Raw genomic sequence first — 20,238 nt, forward strand, 5'->3', positions numbered from 1 at the left:
AATCGTAGGACTGGAGCCCGTCTCATTTGGCGTGTCTTGCGCGCGCGCTGGTTGCTGGGGTTGAGCATGTCCCAGTGCGGCGTAGAGAGACACAAGGAGCAGATTTACGGACCATACGGTTTTCATCTCATTCCTGGGGAGGCGCCGGTGACACTGCCTCCGGTGAGGGGGCGGTGGCCGGCGCGCCGGGGCGAATCTCAATTGTTTGGCTGGTTCCTGTATCCACGATGGATGTGCTTCCGTTTCCTACCTGCGGCATGCGAATAATCCGCGGTGTGATGGCGAAGACTACCTCGCTATTCACGACTTCATGTTTCTGCGAGCTAAACAGATATTTCAAAAGCGGAATCTCTCCGAGGCCTGGAGTTCCGGAAACGCTGCGGGTGTCATCTTTTTCCAGGATTCCTCCCATGAGATTTACTTCTCCTTCCGTAAGCCGAACCGTTTGCTCGATGGTCTTCTGGCCAATGATGGGCTCGCTGATGCCGCCGATATCGCTAGTACCTGTCTCCGAAGAAACCTCGATCTTCATTTTTACGGTGACATCATGATTGGAGTGGATAGTTGGCTGCATATCGACATTCACGCCGACGTCGATGTACTGGTACTGCGTATTTACGAGAGAACTGGTGGTTGTACTGGTTGTAGAAGAGTAGGAGCCGGTAGCCACAGGAATGCGGGAACCGATCTTGAGGGTCGCTTTCTGCCCGTCGCTGGCACGCATTTTGGGATTCTGCAGAATCCGCGTATCGCTGTCGCTGAGCAGCATGTTGAGGGTTGCTTGTCCGATGGTTACGGAAACGTTCGAAGCATTCAGGTGGGCAACATCATTGAGGCTCAAGTTCGAGGAAGAACTGGACGAGGAAGAAGAACTACTGGAACTGCTACTGGAGCTGCTGCTGGACGATGAGGTAGTTTGAAGGCCTAGGCTGATCGACGAAGGCAAGGTGATTCCCATATTGCGGAGCTTGTCTCGGCTCACCTGAAGAATCGAGACGTCAAAAACCACCTCCGCATGCGGCTTATCGAGGTCGTCGATCATCAACTTCGTTAAATACAACTGGTCCGGCGTTCCGCGGACGGTGATTGCGTTCTGACTGGGGACGCCGAAGACCTTGAAGGAAGAATCTCCTCCAAAGAGATTGCGGATGGCGGTAAGGACTTCATTTAGATCGTTCTGCTGGGAGACATTTGCCAGATAGAAAGTCTGCAGAGCCTGGGTTTCATACTCGGTTCGTTTCGCTTTGGTATCGGCTGCGACAAAAATGGTATGTGCCGTAACAGGGGATACGAAGGTTTGGGAGATCCGTTGGATGACCCGCAGGGCATCCTGCATATTCTCGTTCACCAAATCGACGGAGATGCGTCGCGGCGGAAGCTCTGGGTCAAAAAGTACGTTGAGGCCATTGATCTTTCCAAAAGCCTGGTAGACGGCTCGTACATCTTCGACCATATGCAGCGTGATGGAGTCCGGCTGGAGTGGCTTCATCGGAACCGGGCCAGATGGACGGCGCTCATCCTCGGGAGACATCCTGGCTGGGGATACGGCAGGGATTGGCTTGCCTGCCAGGCTCTCCCGCTTCAACCTTTCGAGAACGACCGTGGCCATTTCATTGGTCTCGTCGACTGCGATCGCATGCAGGACTCTCACCATTGCACCTTGGATGTCTCCTTCCTTCTCACGCTCCTCCCCCTCTTTCAGATAAGCCATCGAGGCAAACGGCCGAAGACGGTTGAAAGATGCAAGATAACGCATGTCTTCGGGTGCGGATTGGTGTGCATGTTCATACGCAGTGAAGGCAGCAATGACGTCATTGCGCGTCTCCGCCTTTTGGCCCTGACGAAAATAGTCCTTTGCAGAAGTCGGACGTGCAGGCTCTGCATTTAGCAGTAAAACGATGAAGACGCAGAGCCACAGCGATTTGCGAGGGCTATCCAGGGGCAGCATACTTTCAAAGACGTAGCGGCTACGATTTGGATTTGTCACGATTGGTCACTGTTGGTCACGATCGCCTGTCGTCCAAGCGGCCATCTTGCGATATCTGCTGTTACCGGATCGATGCCCGAATACCGAAGGGTTGCCACATGGCCACTCAGTTCCGATCCGATCCTGGATGAAGTAAGAACATGTATCCCACGTTGCGAATAGTGCGTATCGTTCCGTTGAAGTGTACGGACGTCAGTTTTCGACGCAGCCGGAGGATGTGCATATCGAGGCTCCGCCCCTGAGATTCTGCGGCTCTTCCCATGGTCCGTCGTATCAACTCGTCGCGATTGAGCACGTCATACGATCGGAGAAGAAAGAGGCGCAATAGCAGAAATTCGATTTGCGTGAGCCGCAGCGTAGAGTTTCCGTATTTCACCTCCTGTTTGGGGCTATCCACGGTAAATTCGCCGACCATAAAGGAGTCGGACGATTCCGGTCCAATGTGAAACGAAGAGCGGCGAAGTACGGCTCCCATGCGAGCCAAAAGCTCCCGCACACTGAACGGCTTGGTGAGATAGTCATCGGCACCCAGTTCGATTCCTAGAATGCGGTCGGCTTCTTCTCCCTTCGCACTGATGATAAGGATGGGAGTAAACCGTTCCCGCCGTAGACGCCGAAGTACCTCGAAGCCATCGCAATCGGGCAGAAGCAGGTCGAGCAGAATCAAATCAGGACGACATTGAGAGGTGAGTTCGAGGCCACCTTTCCCAGTCGGCACCGGATGTACCTCCCATCCACATTTCTCTAAGAAGTCGCGGAGCATCTCGCAAAACTCGTCATCATCATCGATGATGACGACCCGCTTACGTTGAGCTGGATACCTGGCGCTTCCGTATCCGCTGTTTGTGTGCACAAGCCCTCCCCGCTGTCACGGCTTGTGTCGTTACATACCGTGACAAATCGTTTCACCGCAGGGTCTGCAGAGTTCGCCATCTCGCCGCAAGGAGACCGCGCCGTATCCACTTGCAAATACGAACGCTTACCTTCCGTCAGACGATAGAGCCGCTGACGGGTCTCCGCCGGCATCAGCGAATTTCCCCGTTGCTTTGTCGCAACGCGCTGGATTCCGCAAACATTCCCATATATGAATTTGGACGTCGAAAGATCGTACCGGCACTACTCTTGAACCAAGATTAGAAGTCGATTCCGCGTTGGAAAAGAATCTCTTCGGCTGCGTCCACATACTGCTCCCAGGATTCAGAATCGTCCCCCAACTGCTGGATGGCTTGCTCTCGCAATTCCAGTGCTTGATACACGCTCGCGCCTCGCACTATTTCCTTCCATGCACCGATTCCGGGGCAGGATAACGACTGATCGATACTTCGTTGCATGCTGGTCCTCATGGCAATAACCTGGCGATGAATTGCAGTTACGTGAGGACCCCCAGGGATAGATCCGGTACTGATGCCAAGTGGATATTCGACTGCACTCAACCAAGATGGTGAGCGGTGGTATTAGCTCCGTGGATTTCTTCTTGAAGGAATGCGGCGGCTCATTGTGTTATCGAGGGCGTGCGTAATCCGTACCAAGTTCCATGTTGTCAGACGTCACTTATTCAGCATGCGACATTCGGGTTCCCCAGTAGGGGAGGGGAACCAACTCGTCTCTGTCTGATCCAACTAAGACTAGATCTTCGCGAAGCCTGCTGCGGCCGCGCTACTGGATAGCTCGAGAGTCGTGGACGAATCCCGCGGTGACGAGAACCTCTGGCTCAACGTTATCCCCTCTGGCCGTCCACAACCTCCTCGAGAGCACTTGGACGATGTTGACCGTTTCTCTATGAGGAAGCAATCCAGCTTCCTCCAAGATGATGCAGGCGTCTTCGGTCGAATCGAACTCGCACATCCAGCAACCGAAAGTGCTGTCTGTCCTGAGGGCCGTGACCCGGACGTTTCCCATGAGTTCACTAATGAGGGCGATGGCTTTCATGAAATGGTTTGACGTATCAGGAGATGAATTCGACGACACTGGTCGTGCTCGATTGACTCTCGTGCTACGGCTCAGACGCGTTGTTCAATAACAAGCTGTTACCCGTCGTGACGAATCGTTACAGATCGAGTGTGCACCTTCGCCGTCTATACAAGACAAAAGTATGACGGACCACAATATGAACACGTATGTCTCGCGCTTCTTGAAGAGCGAAGCCATTGATATTCGCCGGCTCGTAGCTGCTCTGATCCTGATGCTGCTGGTTTCAAGCTTGAGCTGCGGTTACGCACTTGCACAGACGATACATGCCCGAATCACACAAGAAATTACCAACCAAAGCCGTGTGACCTTGACGGGTTCACATCCCCCGATGGCTCGTTCAGAACAAGATGCCGGGCGGGTCCCCTCGGACAAGCCGCTTAGCGGGTTGGCGCTCGTCTTTAGCCGAACAGAAGATCAAGAAAATGAGTTGCAAGCCTTGTTGGCTGCCCAGCAAAATCCGTCATCCTCGCAATATCATCAATGGTTATCACCGGACGAATTTGCGGCACGCTTCGGAGTTGCCGATTCCGATATCGAAAAGGCCGAAGCTTGGTTGCAGCAGCAGGGATTCACTGTCACCGGCGTAGCACGTGGCAAGAACAGAATTACCTTCTCTGGCACGGTGGGACAGGTCGAGTCCGCCTTTGGCACCCAACTGCACTATTACAAATCCGGCTCGCAAACCGAATTTGCTCCCTCCACCGACATCTCTCTCCCTGCCGCGCTCTCATCGGTGGTTCAGACGGTCTCCAATCTATCGAGCTTCAGACCAAAGCCACACGTAAGATTCAAGCCCGCTCAGAAAGCCTCTTCGATCTCGGCGAACTTCACCTCAAGTCAGTCGGGAAGCCACTTTCTAAGCCCCAAGGATGTTGCCACCATCTACGACATTAACCCCGTCTACAATTCCGGCTACAAAGGTAGCGGCCAAGCCATTGCCGTTGTAGGACAGTCGGACGTTCAGCTCTCTGACATTGAACACTTCCAGTCAGCTGCGGGCTTTACGGTGAAGGACCCTACTCTTGTGCTGGTGCCTAACTCGGGAAGTTCCACCTACTATACCGGGGGAGATGAGGCAGAATCCGACCTGGATTTGGAATACACCAGCACGATCGCTCCCGAGGCCACAATCTATTTTGTCTACACGGGCAACAATCAGAACTACGGCGTCTTCGATGCCTTGCAATATGCCATCGACACGAACCTCGCTCCCATCATCAGCGTAAGCTACGGCGAGTGCGAGACGGCTCTTGGCTCTACGGACTACAAAACCTATAACGGAATCCTGGCACAAGCGGCCTCACAGGGACAGACGGTGGTCGTCGCGGCGGGCGACTCAGGCTCAACGGACTGCTACGAGCAAACCAGCCTCAGCACCTCTCAACGTCAGGCTCTCGCCGTCGATTTTCCCGCCAGCAGCCAGTACGTCACCGGCATGGGTGGTACCGAATTTCCTTCTGCGGACGTATCCTCCTCGAACACCACCTATTGGGAATCAGCCGGTGGTAGTGATGTCGTTTCGTCGGCAAAATCTTATGTTCCCGAACAGGTCTGGAACGATGATTCCTCCAGTAGCGGCCTTTCGTCGGGCGGTGGGGGTATCAGTACCTTTACCTCCCGCCCCAGTTGGCAAACCGGCGTTACCGGCATTTCCTCGGGAAGCTATCGGCTCGTTCCAGACATCTCTCTCGATTCTTCCCCTGACAACGCAGGCTATCTCTTCTGTTCGAGTGACTCTGACGCTACCGGTGTCAGTGGAAGCTGTTCCAACGGATTTCGTGACAGCAACAGTACTTACCTTACAGTCGCTGGTGGTACCAGCTTTGCATCCCCGATCTTCTCCGGCATGATGGCCCTGATCAACCAGAAGCTCAACTCCACTGGTCAGGGAGTTATCAACTCCACCCTCTATCAACTGGCATCGAGCTCCAGCACCTATGCTTCCGCCTTTCATGACATCACCAGCGGAAGCAATGCCTGCACCGCGGGCTCAAGCTATTGCTCAGGGAGCGCCACAAGCCAATATGCCGCCACGACCGGATACGATGAAGCCACCGGTCTGGGCTCCATCGATTTCTATAACCTCTTTTCCGCCTGGCCAACCCCAACCAACACATCTTCAAAGAGCTCTTCGAAAACGACCCTGACTGCTGCCACGACTTCTCCGAGTTCCGGAGCGAACGACGTGGTGACCATCACGGTTGCCTCGGGATCGAGTTCCGCCACATCTACACCCACCGGTACCCTATCGATCGCCGTGGACGGCACGACCGTGAACTCATCGTTGGCGCTTACAAGCGGAACCGCCGCCTATACCTTCTCGTCAACCACCTCCGGCACTCACGTCGTAAGCGCCACCTACTCTGGTGATAGTACGTATGCCAGTTCTTCGGGGGTGATTACGCTCACGATTGGCTCGACAAGCGGTACTACGTCTGGAAGCGGCGGTTCGGGTTCAACCACGGTGACTGCCACTCCCTCTGGGGGCTTTACCGGCACCGTGTCCTACTCTCTGTCGACATCCAACACCTATTTGCAACAATATGCTTGCTACGACCTCTCGGACGCCTCCGTTACGGGCACAAGCGCCGTCAGTGAAACGCTCACCATCTATCTGGGGACCACATACTGCGCGAATGCCCAGCGCAAAGGAAAGATGCATGGTTTCACTCAGGTCGCTCAAACAAATTCCAGTGCTCTTCCAGGAGGCGCCCTATCAGGGATAGCCGGTATCTTTGCGGCTGGCCTGGTCTGCCTACGACGCCGACGTCTTCGTTCGCTCTGGTTGCTCGTACTCGTAGGGGTAAGCATGAGCTTTGCGCTCACCGGATGTGGAAGCAGCAATGGTTCATCGTCTTCCTCCAAGAGTTTCACCGTTTCAATTTCGCCATCCACTGTAACGCTTTCTGCGGGAAGTTCAGGGGTGCCCACGGGCACTTATAGCGTCACGATCAAAGGCACTTCGGGATCTCTATCCTCTTCAACAACGCTCACCCTGACGGTCAATTGAAAGGCAAGATTCAAAAAACGACTGAACTTGCCATCCAAAGCTAAGACATATTTGCCTCCGCAACAGGCAAGGGCAGTTCGGCTCCGATACTCGGAAGTGCCCGATGAACCAAAGACTCGTCCAATGATGCGAGTGATCAATGGTCGCCTCAGAACCAACGTACCGAGGTCGGAAAACCTCTCCTTCTTCGATGGTTGCTCTTCGATTTCGAGTTATCCGCTTTTCACAAAGCGGTACCTGGTGGCGGCGCACAGATTAGTCCCGAGCCGGTCGGAGCTGCGCGAACACAAACCGCGTGACACTTCGTTACAAACTATTACCTATCGTGACAACAATCGGTGAGGCGAGATCGTCTTCCTAGCGGGACTCAAAAACGATTGCGCGGTGACACGATGACTTTTATCTTCAAAGGGCTAACGCTCGCTCTGATCCTTACATCGCTCTGGATGCCGATAGCATGGGCTCAGAGCTCTACAGGAACGGTCCGCGGTACGGTTGCGGATCCCTCCGGAGCACTCGTGCCATCCGCCGGGATCATATTGACCAATGAGAACGGCTATTCGAAGACCGTTAGGAGCGGACGCGATGGAGGCTTTGAGGTGGGGAGCCTTGTTCCAGGCCGCTATTCACTTTCGGTAACTGCGGGTGGGTTCGCGCCACTGACGGTGAATGACGTCCTCGTCTATGGGGGCAAGGTAACCTCCGAGAAACTCACCCTGAGAATCCTTGTCGAAGAGCAGCAGGTGCAGGTCAGTACAGGTGGCCTCAGCGTCGATACCAGCGCAGACAACAATGCAACTGCCATTGTGATCAAAGGGAAAGATCTCGACGCCCTCTCTGATGACCCGGACCAACTCCAAAATGAGCTCAACGCATTGGCCGGTCCTTCGGCAGGCCCGAACGGTGGCCAAATTTACATCGACGGCTTCACCGGGGGACAGCTTCCGCCTAAATCGTCGATTCGGGAGATTCGCATCAACCAGAATCCGTTCTCGGCACAGTATGACAAGCTCGGGTATGGCCGCATTGAGATCCTCACCAAACCCGGCACAGACAAGTTTCAAGGCTCGGTTCTGGTAAATGGCAATGACTCATCGTTCAACTCCCTGAATCCTTTCATCACGAGCCAACCGAACTACTACACCACGTTTCTGAGCGGAAATCTGAGCGGCTCTCTAAATCGATCGACCTCGTGGTTTGGGAGTGTGTTCCAACGAGACAACCAGTCCAACTCCATCATCAACGCGCAACGGCTTGATGGAAGTGGCGCCAGCTACAACTACAAGGCGGCGGTGGCCAATCCGCAATCACGGCTTGATCTCAGCTCGCGGATCGATCTTCAGTTGACTACGAATAATACCCTCAGCATCCGATATATGTATGACCGGCAGAAGCAGTCGAATAGCGGGGTGTCGCAATTTGCGCTGGAGAGTCAAGCGTATGATGTTTTGGATCATGAGCATACCGTCCAGGTCAGCGATACTCAAGTTCTCAATGCGAACGCCGTGAACGAAACCCGCTTTCAATACACAGGAGCACGGGATAGCCAGGTCGCACGCAGCGCCGACCCTACGATTACAGTACAAGGTGCGTTTACAGGTGGTGGGAGCAATGAAGGCACGGTTCGGGATAATCAAGATCGATTCGAACTCCAAAACTACACGACCGTCGCTGCAGGGAAGCACGCAATCAATCTTGGCTTGCGATTACGTCTTACCCATGCATTCAGCTATTCGACCTCGGGTTTCAATGGCAACTACACCTATCAGTCGCTAAATTCCTATGCGCTCAAGGCACCTTCGCAATACGAGATCACAACCGGGGCGACCGATGTACGAGCGAATCTCTTCGATGCCGGCCTGTTTTTTCAAGACGACTACCGGGCACGGCCAAATCTGACTTTGAGCTATGGGCTCCGCTTTGAAGGACAGAATCGCATTAACGATTACGCCAATTGGGCACCGCGCTTCTCATTGGCTTGGGCACCTTTCTCCGGGAATGGAAAAACTCCGGCGAAGACAATCGTTCGCGCTGGCTATGGATGGTTCTTTGATCGCTTTACGACCACCAACCTCCTTACTGCGATCCGGCAGAACGGCGTAAACCAAAAGCAGTATGTTGTGAAGAACCCGACTTTCTATCAGAATGCTCCTCCCCCAACGCAGCTAGCCTCCAGCAGCACGGTCGCTCCGACGATCTATCAGGTCTCACCCAAGCTCAAGGCCGCGCTCAATATGCAGCTGGCATTTGGCCTTGAGCATCAGTTCGGAAGAGTGGCCACCGTCTCGGGGACCTACATCTATTCCCGTGGCATCCACCAGTATCTAACGAACAATATCAATGCGTTCGTGCAAGGCACCTATGATCCCGTGAGCGGGACGGGCGTACGGCCCAACGGTTTGAATGAGAACATTTATCAATTTCAGTCTGGGGCCGTATACAACCAAAATCAATTGATGATGAACTACACGGTGAGGGCGCGCCGTATTTCGCTCTTCGGCTTCTATATGTTGAACTTCGCCAAGGCCGACAGTTCCGGAGCAACCTACTTTCCGTCGACTCCAACGAATCCCGGAGCTGATTACGGCCGAGCCAACTTCGATGTGCGGAATCGCTTTCTGCTTGGCGGAAGCTTGCAGGCCCCCTTCGGAATATCGTTAAGTCCGATGCTGGTCGCGAACGCCGGAAGCCCCTTCAACATCACGGTCGGGCAGGATCTCAACGGCGACAACCAGTTCAATGATCGTCCCGCATTTGCCACCTCCACGAGCACCAAGACGATGCAGACCGAATATGGTCTCTTCGACCTGAGCCCAGACGCCAACCGAAGCCGCATCCCTTACAACTACGGTGCTGGCCCCGCCCAGTTAAGCATGAATCTGCGCGTGAGTAAGTCATTTGGCATCGGCCCGAGAATGGAGGGTGGACCGCGAGGAGCGACGGGCATTCCAGGTGGCCCCGGCGGGCCTGGAGGCCCTCCTCCGGGCGGAGCCCCAGGCGGAGGGCTTGGTCCGGGCGGTATGAGTGGAAACGGGGGACCACCCCGATTGGACATGCTCGCGCCACGTCGATATTCCCTCACGTTTGGGGCGATGGGCCGGAATGTCTTCAACAACGTCAATCTGGTGGCGCCGGTCGGGGTCCTCCAATCTCCTCTGTTCGGCAAGTCCAATGCGCTTGCGGGAGGATTCTTCTCATCGCAGGCCGCCAACCGCAGTATTGACCTGCAGATGAGCTTCTCTTTTTAGTGCAACCCCGAGAAAAAAGGGAAGTGTCCGATTCAGGTTAGGACGTCGTCGATGGTGCTGAATTGGCCATGGACCGGATTCTGAATGGATTTGTCGTTTGTAACGATTGGTAACGAGAGCCAGAGAGATCGTTCAGCGAGGAGCAGACTAGTAGGGGAGGGGTTCAGAATGATCGAGACTCCACATGCCGGGACGGAGCACGTACTCGTAATCGATGACGATGTGGAACTCTGTTCGATGCTGGAGGACTTTTTATCCCGACATGGGTGGCAAGTATCCACGGTTCACACGGGGCAAAAGGGGATGGATGCCGCGCGAACGATGCATGCCGACCTGGTTGTGCTCGATGTCATGCTGCCGGACTTCGATGGTTTCGAGGTACTTCGGCGATTGCAACGGGAGATGCCGATCCGGGTTTTGTTGCTGACCGCCCGAGGGGAGGAGATTGACCGGATTGTTGGATTGGAACTGGGAGCGGACGATTACCTTCCCAAACCCTTCAATCCAAGAGAGCTCTTGGCGCGCATGAGGGCAGTGATGCGGCGCTCGACCATTATGCCGCGGACGGATCTCCCCGCCGACACGTCGAGCGCTGGTTTCTCGGTAGACAGTCCGAACCGGCAGATCCGGTTCAAAGGTCGGCTGTTGGAGCTCACCGATGTGGAATATCTCTTGCTTCGGCTATTACTCGCACATCCAGGTGAAGTTCTCAGCCGTGACGCGCTGTGTCTCGAAGCGCTGCAAAGACCACATCGTGCCTATGACAGAAGCCTGGACATGCATGTTTCTCGTTTAAGAAAGAAACTAGAGGCATTGCCCTCGTTTCATGGCGCATTGATTGCAGTTCGCAGTAGCGGGTACCGCTTTTCTCCTTCACTCCCTGAGGACCCAGCGGAAGAAGAGTCGAAGGCATAAGGACATTTTCTTCAACTGTTCCTGTCCTGTCCTTCTGGATCTGTTCGTAGTCTTCGATGCGCCTGAATGGGAAGCCAACTCCTTCCGGAAGACTGCCCATGAGGCCGGTGTTGGAGTTGGCGAGATGGAACCTCAAGCGGGTTTCTGATGTGCTGCAGTCTTCTTCAACTTCTTAGTCACGGACTTCGCAAGCTTGTTCGCGATATCGAGACTGTCCGAATCCCCACGCTCGGTTTCCTTGAGGTCCTTGTCCAAAAGCACCTTGCCTTGGTAGTCCTGCAGATGGACGTGAAATTTCAGGCTTGTTACTCCCAGGAACATGCCAAGTGGCCCTGTGGAGGCCCGCACTGCCGCGTTTCCTTTGTTGAATGCACTAAGACTCAGAGCTAGACTTGCCATCGGACACGCCGCACCGCTGGCACGATCGCCGTCACGAAATACCTGGCCGAAGCCAGCGTCCGCCTGCAGCCGCCGGATCAGTTGTTCGTAGAGCAGCACTTTGTATTCTGTCGGGACCGGTACATCGGCGGCATCGATCGTTGAAATCTTCAACGTGGCCATTCCTGCAGTTCCATCCACGCATGGATGCTGTTGTTCCTCGATCTTTGCCTGAGCAAGTGGAGAGCCGAAGAGCTTAGCCGCATTGAGGGCCTCCAATTTGGGAAGCAGAAAGACCGCCCCGTGATATGCGTCATGTGCGTCTCGAAATTCTACGGTTAGAAGATCCACCTGTTTGTGGGTCACCGCTGCGATGACCGATCCCCCACCGTAGGGGATTACCTTACGGCTGAATCTTCCGAGCGTGCCACCCTTCTCCATGTGCATATCTCCCGCCGAAATTGCGAAAATTCGTGCACGCTCAATGGTGGTCTGGCCGGAAGAAGTGGCGAATGTAATCGTCGTTGGCGAGATGGACAAGATACCCTCGATGTTCGGCTTACTCTCAATCAACCCGATCAGATGAAGCGCGTGATCGGACTTCCAGAGAAGGGGAGTAGGCGAGGGCGCGGCCTTGACGACATCTTGACAGATGGCCGCAGCGGTGGAAAGCAGGAAGGCGGCTAAACTGAACGTGTGAAACCTACGCGCGGAGAGGGAACGGCGGACAGTAACTAAGAGCATAAACAAGGTCTCCAGCTAAACGTGAGGCCGATACCGAACCGTTCTGAGTGCGGGTATATCGGTGTAAATAGCGCGCTACAACGAAGCTCATGGATGCCAGGTCGATTCTGCGTTTGGCACGCACCTCTTTCGGAGAGCAAACCGGACGAACTTCATCGTTCCGCAGTGCGACTCCTATAGGAGATATCGAGGAGCTAGATCAGGGCGTAACGGTGAGTCATCGTATGTAACGATTGGTAACGAGAATCTAAGGAATCATTCGGGCAGGAGCACACTAGAAGAGGAGGGGGTTCAGTATGATCGAAACTCCGCTTGCAGGAACGGAACGTGTCCTCGTTATCGATGACGATGTGGAACTCTGTTCCATGCTGGAGGATTTTCTATCCCGACATGGGTGGCAGGTATCCACGGTTCACAACGGACAGACCGGAATGGATGCGGCGAGGAGGTTCCATGCGGATCTCATTGTGCTCGATGTTATGCTGCCGGACTTCGATGGTTTCGAGGTACTTCGGCGGCTGCAACGGGAGATGCCCACGCGGGTTCTGTTGCTAACTGCCCGAGGAGAAGAGATTGATCGCATTGTTGGATTGGAGCTGGGAGCGGACGATTACCTTCCCAAGCCTTTCAATCCGAGAGAGCTCTTGGCTCGTATGCGGGCCGTGATGCGGCGTTCGACCATTATGCCTCGATCGGAACTCGCCGAGGGAGTGTCCAGCGTTGGCTTCTCTGTCGACAGTCCGAATCGGCAGATCCGATTCAAAGGCCGGCTTTTAGATCTCACCGACGTGGAATATCTCTTGCTTCGGATGCTGCTGGCACATCCCGCTGAGGTGCTCAGTCGTGACGAGCTGTGCCTTGAAGCCCTGCAAAGACCGTATCGCGCCTATGACAGAAGTCTGGACATGCATGTTTCCCGTCTAAGAAAGAAATTGGAGGCGTTACCCTCGTTTCACGGTGGATTGATCGCAGTCCGCAGCAGTGGTTATCGGTTCTCTCCTGATATTCCTTCAGAAGAGGGGCGTGAATGAGGACCTTCTTTCTTCAGTTGTTCTTTTCTTTCTGGGTTTCCACGATCGTTATCTTCGTGGCTGCGACGATCTTTTCCCCCATGAACGCGCCTCGAACCCCCGAAGAGTTGCAGGCGATCCTCGGGATGTCCACGGAGCAACTGACTCAATTCATTCTTTCTGACTATCGCGCCCATGGTTGTTCCGCACCCGCTATATCAAACTCCCACTTCATTCTGGCTGACGGGAACGGGGAGACGCTATGCTCGCGACCAATCGATGAGGAAGGTAGATCTTTACTTCATAAGGGAATCGAAGCACAAAAGGTCCTCGGCCAACGTTCCGGTAAAGAATGGCTTCAGATTTGGCCGGTAATTCTTGAATCCGGCGAGAAATGGTATCTCCTGTTGCGAGCCCCGGCAGGCCAGCTGCGGTTGTTTCCACCGTTTCCCAAGAGTGCGTTACCGATTTCCATTCTCGTGACATTCCTGTTTGCCTATCTGTTGACCCGGCCTCTTCGCGCGCTCTCCAAGGCGTTCCGACGCTTCAGCGCCGGGGACCTCGGGGCACGACTTCCGGTATCTGGAACATCACGTTGGGGGAGGTTTGATAGCGCCGACGTGCGGACGCTCATGCTCGATTTTAATCGCATGGCAGAACGCGTTTCAGAATTGATTGATGCGCAGAAGCTTCTGGTTCGGGACATCTCCCACGAACTTCGCTCCCCTCTAACTCGACTTCGCTTGGCGCTTGAATTAGCGCGAGAGGACAACCTACTCGATCAAGCATCGTTCGATCGCATGGCGCGCCAGACGGACAAAGTCAACGATCTTATCCGCGAGATATTGACCCTCTCTTTGCTGGAGAGCACGGGAGAGTTACCGCGTTCTGAGAGTTTCAGTATGCGTACGTTGATCGAAGAGTTGTTGCCGGACGTTAACTTTGAAGCAGCCGCGCGCAGTTGTACCATCCGGCTTTCTTCGCAGGCGGAAGCGGGGGTAAATGTGACCGGGCAGAAAGAAATGCTGCAGCGTGCCGTTGAGAATGTTCTGAGAAATGCGATCCGATACAGCCCATCCGGTGGCGTTATCGACGTGGAGCTGAGTTTGGGCGAAGACGGTGGGACGGAGATGAGCGGGGTCCATCATCAATGGCTCTGTGTATCGATCCGAGATATGGGTCCCGGAATTCCGGTGGAACATCTCACCCAGATCTTTCGTCCGTTTTATCGAGTCGATCTGGCAAGGAGTGAATCCTCGGGAGGCTTTGGCGTTGGCCTGGCAATTGCGGAACGGGCAGTTCATCTTCACGGCGGAAAAATAGTAGCCAAGAATCGCGCCACTGGCGGACTGGACGTGCAGATTTGGATGCCACGGTCGGAGGCTCGCTCGGCTTCCGAAACAACACCTGTCTAAACTCCTTCTGCGTTGCAAATGGATCTCTCAAGAAACCGCCCTGCTTACAGAAGGTCGCCGTGGAGCCGTGGCTGTAGGAAGCGGAACAGCAAATACAGCGGAGAACCTCCACAGCGCAGCAGTGACAAACTGTTACCAATCGTGACTGCACGATATACCAATATCGGGTGTACTCGAATGGAGTAGCACGCGATGTCAGGCAAAGAAATCGGGGAGATTTTGAAGCTGGCGCATTGAGCTACATCGCCATCCTGCGAGGCATCGATATGTTGGGCCTTGAGCTGAAATGGAAACGCTCTGAGTTTGTTGAGTTCTTGCTTCTATCGTTGGTGCTTATCGTCCGAGGGACTACGCTTCGTGCCCAAAGCGGGCCGCCACCGGAAGGGAAACGCGTGGCCACGGTCGTCTTCGGCGGTGCTTATGATGGCCCGCGTACCGCTCCCCATCGTTCCATCCTGGGTAGGGTCACTGATAAGGATGGTAAGGCAATGCATGGAACGATGGTCTATCTCAAAGACCTCAAAACATCCCAAGTTCGAGTGTTACATGCTGATGACGGAGGGGAATACCGATTCAGTCCCTTATCTCTGAACAATGACTATGAAGTTTGGGCTGAGAACGGCGTGAGGAAGAGTCGGGTCAAACCGGTGGGTTCGTATATCACGACCAATGAGGTCTCCGTCCCCCTGCGGCTCGAAGACCCTAGCCCGACAAATCCCACAAGCCGATAGTGGGTCAGTTGATCAATTGAATTTTATCTGTGCTTGTCTGCCTGGATCTCTTGGTTTGAAGGAATGAGCACACATGGAAATGTATGTGCGCTTGCTTCGGGTCTAGTCAGAAAGACTTCAAGGCGCTGTACCCAGAGAAGTCGATCACGCCCAGCGTGACCTCGATTGACTCGTGGCCTTTCTGCCGCGGAGATTCTGTCTCCGGCACTGAAACATCCGTTCTACGTTGAGTTTCGTGACGGAAGGTTCCGCGCGGTATGAACAATGTTGTCATCTTCGTGTCCCTGATCCGCATTGCCCCCGAACATATTACCGCCTTCGTCGAAGCGATCACGCCACTGCTCTGGTCTAGTCGAAGGGCAAGAAACTGCCTGTTTTTCGATCTCTATCGTGTTTGCGGTGACGAAGGAAGCTTTGCGCTGCATGAGATGTGGAGTGTACGGGAAGACCGTGAGCGACATCTCGATGGGCCAATCGGGAAACAGATTCAAGCGCTCACTGCGGATTTAGGAGCAGAACCTGCGAAGGTATTTGAAATCGAAGAGGTTCTCTGAGGTTTGGGGGCACTGTCGGACATGAACGGTTTGCGCCGCTATCACGGCGAGCGGCCCCAATATTGCCATTCGTCCCGCCCAACCCACTGCAAGCCAGCAATCCGGCGATGTAGTGCGACGCGATTCCGAATATGGTCCCAACCTACACACACCGTTGTTCCTGTATTTTTGTTTGTTATCCCCGAAAGGGAATGTTTCTCCACGCGGTCAGGCCGATCACAAAAGGTGGTCTTCGTCGGCAAAGCGGTACTGAGAAGATTCAATCCCAGCAACGAGTACAGATTTGCGCAGCGTAGAGATTTTTTGTTGAATTTCAATTATTGATACGAGCGAGGCTTGGAAGCGATTAGATCTGGAACGGCGTAGCCGCTGCCGCTATATGCCGGTAGCTTCGGATTGATCTGGCTGGTGTCGCTGTAGGTGCTGGAGCCCTTGGTGAGCAGGTGCACTTGGTTGTCTCCTGCGGTGCTGACGTAGAAGGTATTGTCATCCGCACTAAAAACGCCTGCAACGGGAGCCGTGGGGGTGCTGGAGCCGGAGGTGGTCGCCAGCGCAATGTTGGAGACTGTGCCGGTAGAAGGGAAGTAGGCTGGAACCACCGCGGATGCCGGCGAACCCACTGAGTACGTAACGAAGGCAACTGTGGAGTTCGAAGCGGGAACAATGCCCGTGATGGCTGTACCGGTGGCGGTTGTAGTGTATGTGCTCTGGCTATTGAGGGTAAAGCTAGGCACAGCGGCGCTGGTCGTCGGGCAGTTGCCCGTTGGCAGGCTTATCCCGAGATCAGTGATCTGTGGAACGCCGCTAACCATGGTGGCGCCAAGGATATGTGTTCCATCATTCGTGGCCGCGAGGCGATCCAGCGGCACGGAAACCGTTGCGGCTGTTCCGCCGGCAACGGGGAAGTACTCGATGGAGGAAACCGTGGTGCCCGAAATGGTCGTTTTGGGGCAGTATGTGTGCGCCACCGTTGAGGTCGATCCGCCAAAGAAAGCGCCGACAGCGGGTACAGTAACTGCGACATCTTTGATGGCAGAGAGGCCCGTGCTGCTGAGCACCTGCCAACCTGCTTGCTTCGAATAGGTAATGATCTGGTTATCGTCGTTAATAATGTAGACGATCGAGCTGTCAGGGGACCAGGCAGCTCGCGTCGCCACGCCACCGTAGGTCGTGCTGATCGCAGCCGAAGAGGTGTAGAGGTAAATAAGCTTCCTCGATGAATCCGTAATCACCACGGTTCCAGAATCTGGCGAAACGGAGATGACCTTCCCGGAGAGCGATGTGTCTTCCTTGGTGATGGCGTTAGAGCTCGCATTGACCGTGATGATCTCGTTGTTCGTACCTAGGTAGAGGGCGGACCCGTCGGTTGAAAGTTGCATGGAATTTGGCACATAGGTTAGGCGCAGGGTGCTGCCGACATTTCCAGTCGTCATGTCGATCTGTGTGATGTATTGCGAGGCGGTGCTTCCCAGGTAGAGGTAATTTCCGCTTTGTCCGGTCGTGGTGACCTTCACGTTGTTGGAGACGATTGGCTTGCCATTCCCAAACAGGCCTACAAGGCTGGATGGTGCAGTATTGCAGGTAGGCGGCATGCAGAGGGCCGTAATAGCGGCCACTCCGCCATAGGTCGGCGTGACCGAGCCACTGCTGCTAACCGGGATGGTCCGCGGCGTTGTAGAGACGAAGGTCAGTGTCAGATTTGTTAAGGTTGTGTTGTTCTTGTCCAGAACGGTAGTGGTCAAGGCTTGGGTTGTGTTGGGGTCGACGCTAACACTGGTCGAAGATCCTGCTGTAAGCGCAATGCTGGTTGGCGGGCAGGTAGAAAAGTACCCTGCTGCCGAGGTGGCATTCGAAACGGCAGCGTTAATAAGCGTCGAACCGGGCTGCGCGGCAGTGGCCACTCCATTCTCGTCGACGGTGACAATGCTGCTGGATTGCGGCGTGTAGGTGAAGTGGCCAACGATCGATGAGTCAATCAAATTGCCTGACGTGTCATAGGCGGAGGCCGACAGCATAATAGAAGTTCCTTGTGAGACGCAGTCCGCTTGGAGCGAACTTTTCAAGGCAACGCTGCCGATGATGGGGTGAACATAGACGGTGACCGTGTTACTCGTAGCTCCGCCTGCGCTTGCCGTGATGTTCGCTGTGCCTGTCTTGCCGCTACTGGTGCAGTAGGTGTAATCGGCGATGCCGCCGGCGCTGTTCCGGTTCCAGCTTCCAGCGCAGAGTTTCCCAGTGGAAGGATTGATGTCGACGAGCTCGTGGGTCGTATCAGAACTGGCGTACGTAAAGGAGGAGACGCTGACGCTGTTGCCCTTGCAGTCTGTTGCGGAGGCTGTACCAACGCTCCCCATCTGACCGTTGGAAAGCGAGACCCCAGTCAATTTGGGTTCCAAGGTGATCGAGGAGATTTGCCCAGTCGTCATTCCGGTGTCGCCACCGTTGCAATAGGTCGAACTGCTGTTGCTGCTTGAGCATCCCGTAACCGAGATACTCACCGGAATAAAGCACATCACCAGAAAAGCAAGTAGAATAAATCGCTTCATCCAACCTCTCCATTCGGAGAGAATTCCTTCCGAACGGTTCATCCCCCTTACTTGTCGCAGTAGTGGTATGCCTGTAAATGGTGACGATGGCTTGTCGGTAAAAGGTGACGTGTCGAACAGCAAAATCGGGTGACACGCGTAGGGTGGTAGACGTCCGAACATTTGTGTGACTTAATGCTACGGAGTGCTAGTCCCCGTTATCCAATCCTCTAGCTTGCCAACCTGTTTCAGGTAGCGAATATAGGTTTCGAGGTATTCGTTAGACAGGTTGAGCGCATCGAGGTGCTTCTGTCCTGCATCCAGAAGAGCTCGCTGTTCTTCCTTGGGTGTCATTGGACCGGAGCCAGGAGAAGCTTGGGATACGCGGATAAGAATCTCGGCTAGTTGAGCGGACGCAATCTTATAGTCGAGCTGGGCAATTTTGTATTGGGCCGCAGCTTCTACCAGCGAACGGCCCAAATCACTGCAGCGCTCTTTCTGTTGCTCTTCGGCGAGGAGTGCTTGCTGTTTGGCCTTCACCGCTTCGGCAGCGGATTCGCGCGCGCGTGCGCGCCGTCCCTGGTCCAACACCGGAAGCTGAAATTGAATACCAACCGCAAGCGTGTTGTAGTTGCCATGGAGATTGTAGTAGGACGATACGTCGTTGAATGGGCTGATTCTTCCATACTGCGCTTGCAGAGTCACTTGCGGCCGCCAGGTATAGCGTTGATCTCCAACGCCAGTCTGCCATTTTGCTTTGGCATCTGCTTGGGCCGCAAGCACACTTGAACTCGGAACACATGTCTTTTCTAGAGACTCCACTGAGAACATCTCCGGGGAGATCCCGTTTTTCTCGAGATCAACTGCGTGCTCGTCAATGCCTGTGACATTGGCAAGATGATGGGAGAGTGTTGCAATGCGATGGCTCAACTGCACTTGCTGTAGTTCCAGTGAGGCCGCCTCTTTCTGTGCCTTCATCAATTCGAGTTCTGTGTCATAGCCAACCGCCAGCCGCTCTTGAACGATGGAAACGAGGCGGTTTCCCGCAGCTAGTTGTTCGCTGAGAACGACTTGTCGCTGAAATGCATTGTCGAGCGAAATGTAGGTGATTGCTGCGTCCTCTTCTGCCTGCAGACGAGCATCCGCGAGCGTGTGAGAAGCAGCTTCAACTCCAAATCGTGAAGCACGGATGTAGTCTTGCTGCGAGTAATTGAATACCAGAGATTGTGCATTGACAGTGAAGATCGTCGGCACTGTCAGCGTGATCCCGGACGACGCACCCAGACCGCTAGAGACAGAAATTGCCGGCACAAAGACAGCTTTAGTCTCGGAAAGGGCGGCTCGCGCCTTCGTAAGATCTGCAGCGGCGATCTTGATTTGGGGACTGTTCTCAATTGCCAATTGCACGGCAGCTTTCAGCGTGATTTGGCCGCGTGCGATCTTCGGCGTAACCGTGAGGAAGGTGGCAATCGCGCTACAGACAAGCAAATTTCTATTCCGTCGAAGGAACAAAAAGCTTGTTACGAAAATCGACGAACTCATCTTCTGATCAGGCCTCGAATAAGTGCTTCATTGGTGGAAGACGCAGGGGATGAGCATGAGGAAGCATTATCTTCTGTAACGATTGGTAACGGCTGGCAGAACGACGATGTAATCGGCTATACGATTCGGGCGCAGCAATGAAAGCGCATTATGCAACGAAAGTCACAGGCTGTAACAATATGTAACTGCAAACAACGCGACGGTCTCT

11 protein-coding genes are annotated in these 20,238 nt (G+C 54.4%); 6 read left to right on the top strand and 5 right to left on the bottom strand.

Going from position 1 to position 20,238, the window contains the following annotated elements; all coding sequences use genetic code 11:
- Positions 1-127: 127 nt before the first annotated feature.
- A complete protein-coding gene (locus tag OHL21_RS14975; RefSeq protein WP_263418087.1) occupies positions 128-1,987 on the bottom strand; it encodes a type II secretion system protein GspD in 1,860 nt (619 codons plus the stop codon).
- A gap of 106 nt (positions 1,988-2,093) precedes the next feature.
- Positions 2,094-2,840: a response regulator transcription factor gene (locus OHL21_RS14980; RefSeq protein ID WP_263418088.1), complete on the bottom strand. Its 747-nt coding sequence runs from the start codon at positions 2,838-2,840 to the stop codon at positions 2,094-2,096.
- A 1,446-nt stretch (positions 2,841-4,286) separates the two neighbouring features.
- Here OHL21_RS14980 and OHL21_RS14985 point away from each other — a divergent pair.
- The 3 genes from OHL21_RS14985 to OHL21_RS14995 all read left to right on the top strand — a co-directional run bounded on the left by OHL21_RS14985 (position 4,287) and on the right by OHL21_RS14995 (position 11,131).
- On the top strand, positions 4,287-6,968 hold the full coding sequence (locus tag OHL21_RS14985; RefSeq protein ID WP_263418348.1) for a protease pro-enzyme activation domain-containing protein: 2,682 nt from the start codon (positions 4,287-4,289) through the stop codon (positions 6,966-6,968).
- A gap of 392 nt (positions 6,969-7,360) precedes the next feature.
- Positions 7,361-10,216 (top strand): TonB-dependent receptor, encoded by a 2,856-nt coding sequence (locus OHL21_RS14990; RefSeq protein ID WP_263418089.1) that lies wholly within the window; start codon positions 7,361-7,363, stop codon positions 10,214-10,216.
- A gap of 168 nt (positions 10,217-10,384) precedes the next feature.
- The gene (locus tag OHL21_RS14995; RefSeq protein ID WP_263418090.1) at positions 10,385-11,131 is read left to right on the top strand and encodes a response regulator transcription factor; all 747 of its coding nucleotides are present in this window, start codon (positions 10,385-10,387) and stop codon (positions 11,129-11,131) included.
- A gap of 132 nt (positions 11,132-11,263) precedes the next feature.
- On the opposite strand, the gene OHL21_RS15000 is transcribed toward OHL21_RS14995, so the two are convergent.
- The gene (locus OHL21_RS15000; protein WP_263418091.1) at positions 11,264-12,253 is read right to left on the bottom strand and encodes a hypothetical protein; all 990 of its coding nucleotides are present in this window, start codon (positions 12,251-12,253) and stop codon (positions 11,264-11,266) included.
- Between the two features lie 296 nt (positions 12,254-12,549).
- Here OHL21_RS15000 and OHL21_RS15005 point away from each other — a divergent pair, with 296 nt between their 5' ends.
- The 3 genes from OHL21_RS15005 to OHL21_RS15015 all read left to right on the top strand — a co-directional run bounded on the left by OHL21_RS15005 (position 12,550) and on the right by OHL21_RS15015 (position 15,963).
- Positions 12,550-13,284 (top strand): response regulator transcription factor, encoded by a 735-nt coding sequence (locus OHL21_RS15005; protein WP_263418092.1) that lies wholly within the window; start codon positions 12,550-12,552, stop codon positions 13,282-13,284.
- Positions 13,281-14,678, top strand: a complete 1,398-nt coding sequence (locus tag OHL21_RS15010; RefSeq protein WP_263418093.1) for a sensor histidine kinase — start codon at positions 13,281-13,283, stop codon at positions 14,676-14,678. The genes OHL21_RS15005 and OHL21_RS15010 overlap by 4 nt, the downstream gene beginning before the upstream one ends.
- A 988-nt stretch (positions 14,679-15,666) precedes the next feature.
- The gene (locus tag OHL21_RS15015) at positions 15,667-15,963 is read left to right on the top strand and encodes a putative quinol monooxygenase (protein WP_263418094.1); all 297 of its coding nucleotides are present in this window, start codon (positions 15,667-15,669) and stop codon (positions 15,961-15,963) included.
- A gap of 317 nt (positions 15,964-16,280) precedes the next feature.
- Here the strand turns inward: OHL21_RS15015 and OHL21_RS15020 are convergent, their stop codons facing one another.
- Both OHL21_RS15020 and OHL21_RS15025 read right to left on the bottom strand, forming a co-directional pair.
- On the bottom strand, positions 16,281-18,509 hold the full coding sequence (locus OHL21_RS15020) for a hypothetical protein (protein ID WP_263418095.1): 2,229 nt from the start codon (positions 18,507-18,509) through the stop codon (positions 16,281-16,283).
- Positions 18,510-18,686: 177 nt separating this feature from the next.
- Positions 18,687-20,030 (bottom strand): TolC family protein, encoded by a 1,344-nt coding sequence (locus OHL21_RS15025; protein ID WP_263418096.1) that lies wholly within the window; start codon positions 20,028-20,030, stop codon positions 18,687-18,689.
- Positions 20,031-20,238 lie beyond the last annotated feature (208 nt).

The sequence above is a fragment of the Terriglobus albidus genome, from assembly GCF_025685425.1.
GTDB classification, from domain to species: Bacteria; Acidobacteriota; Terriglobia; order Terriglobales; family Acidobacteriaceae; genus Terriglobus; species Terriglobus albidus.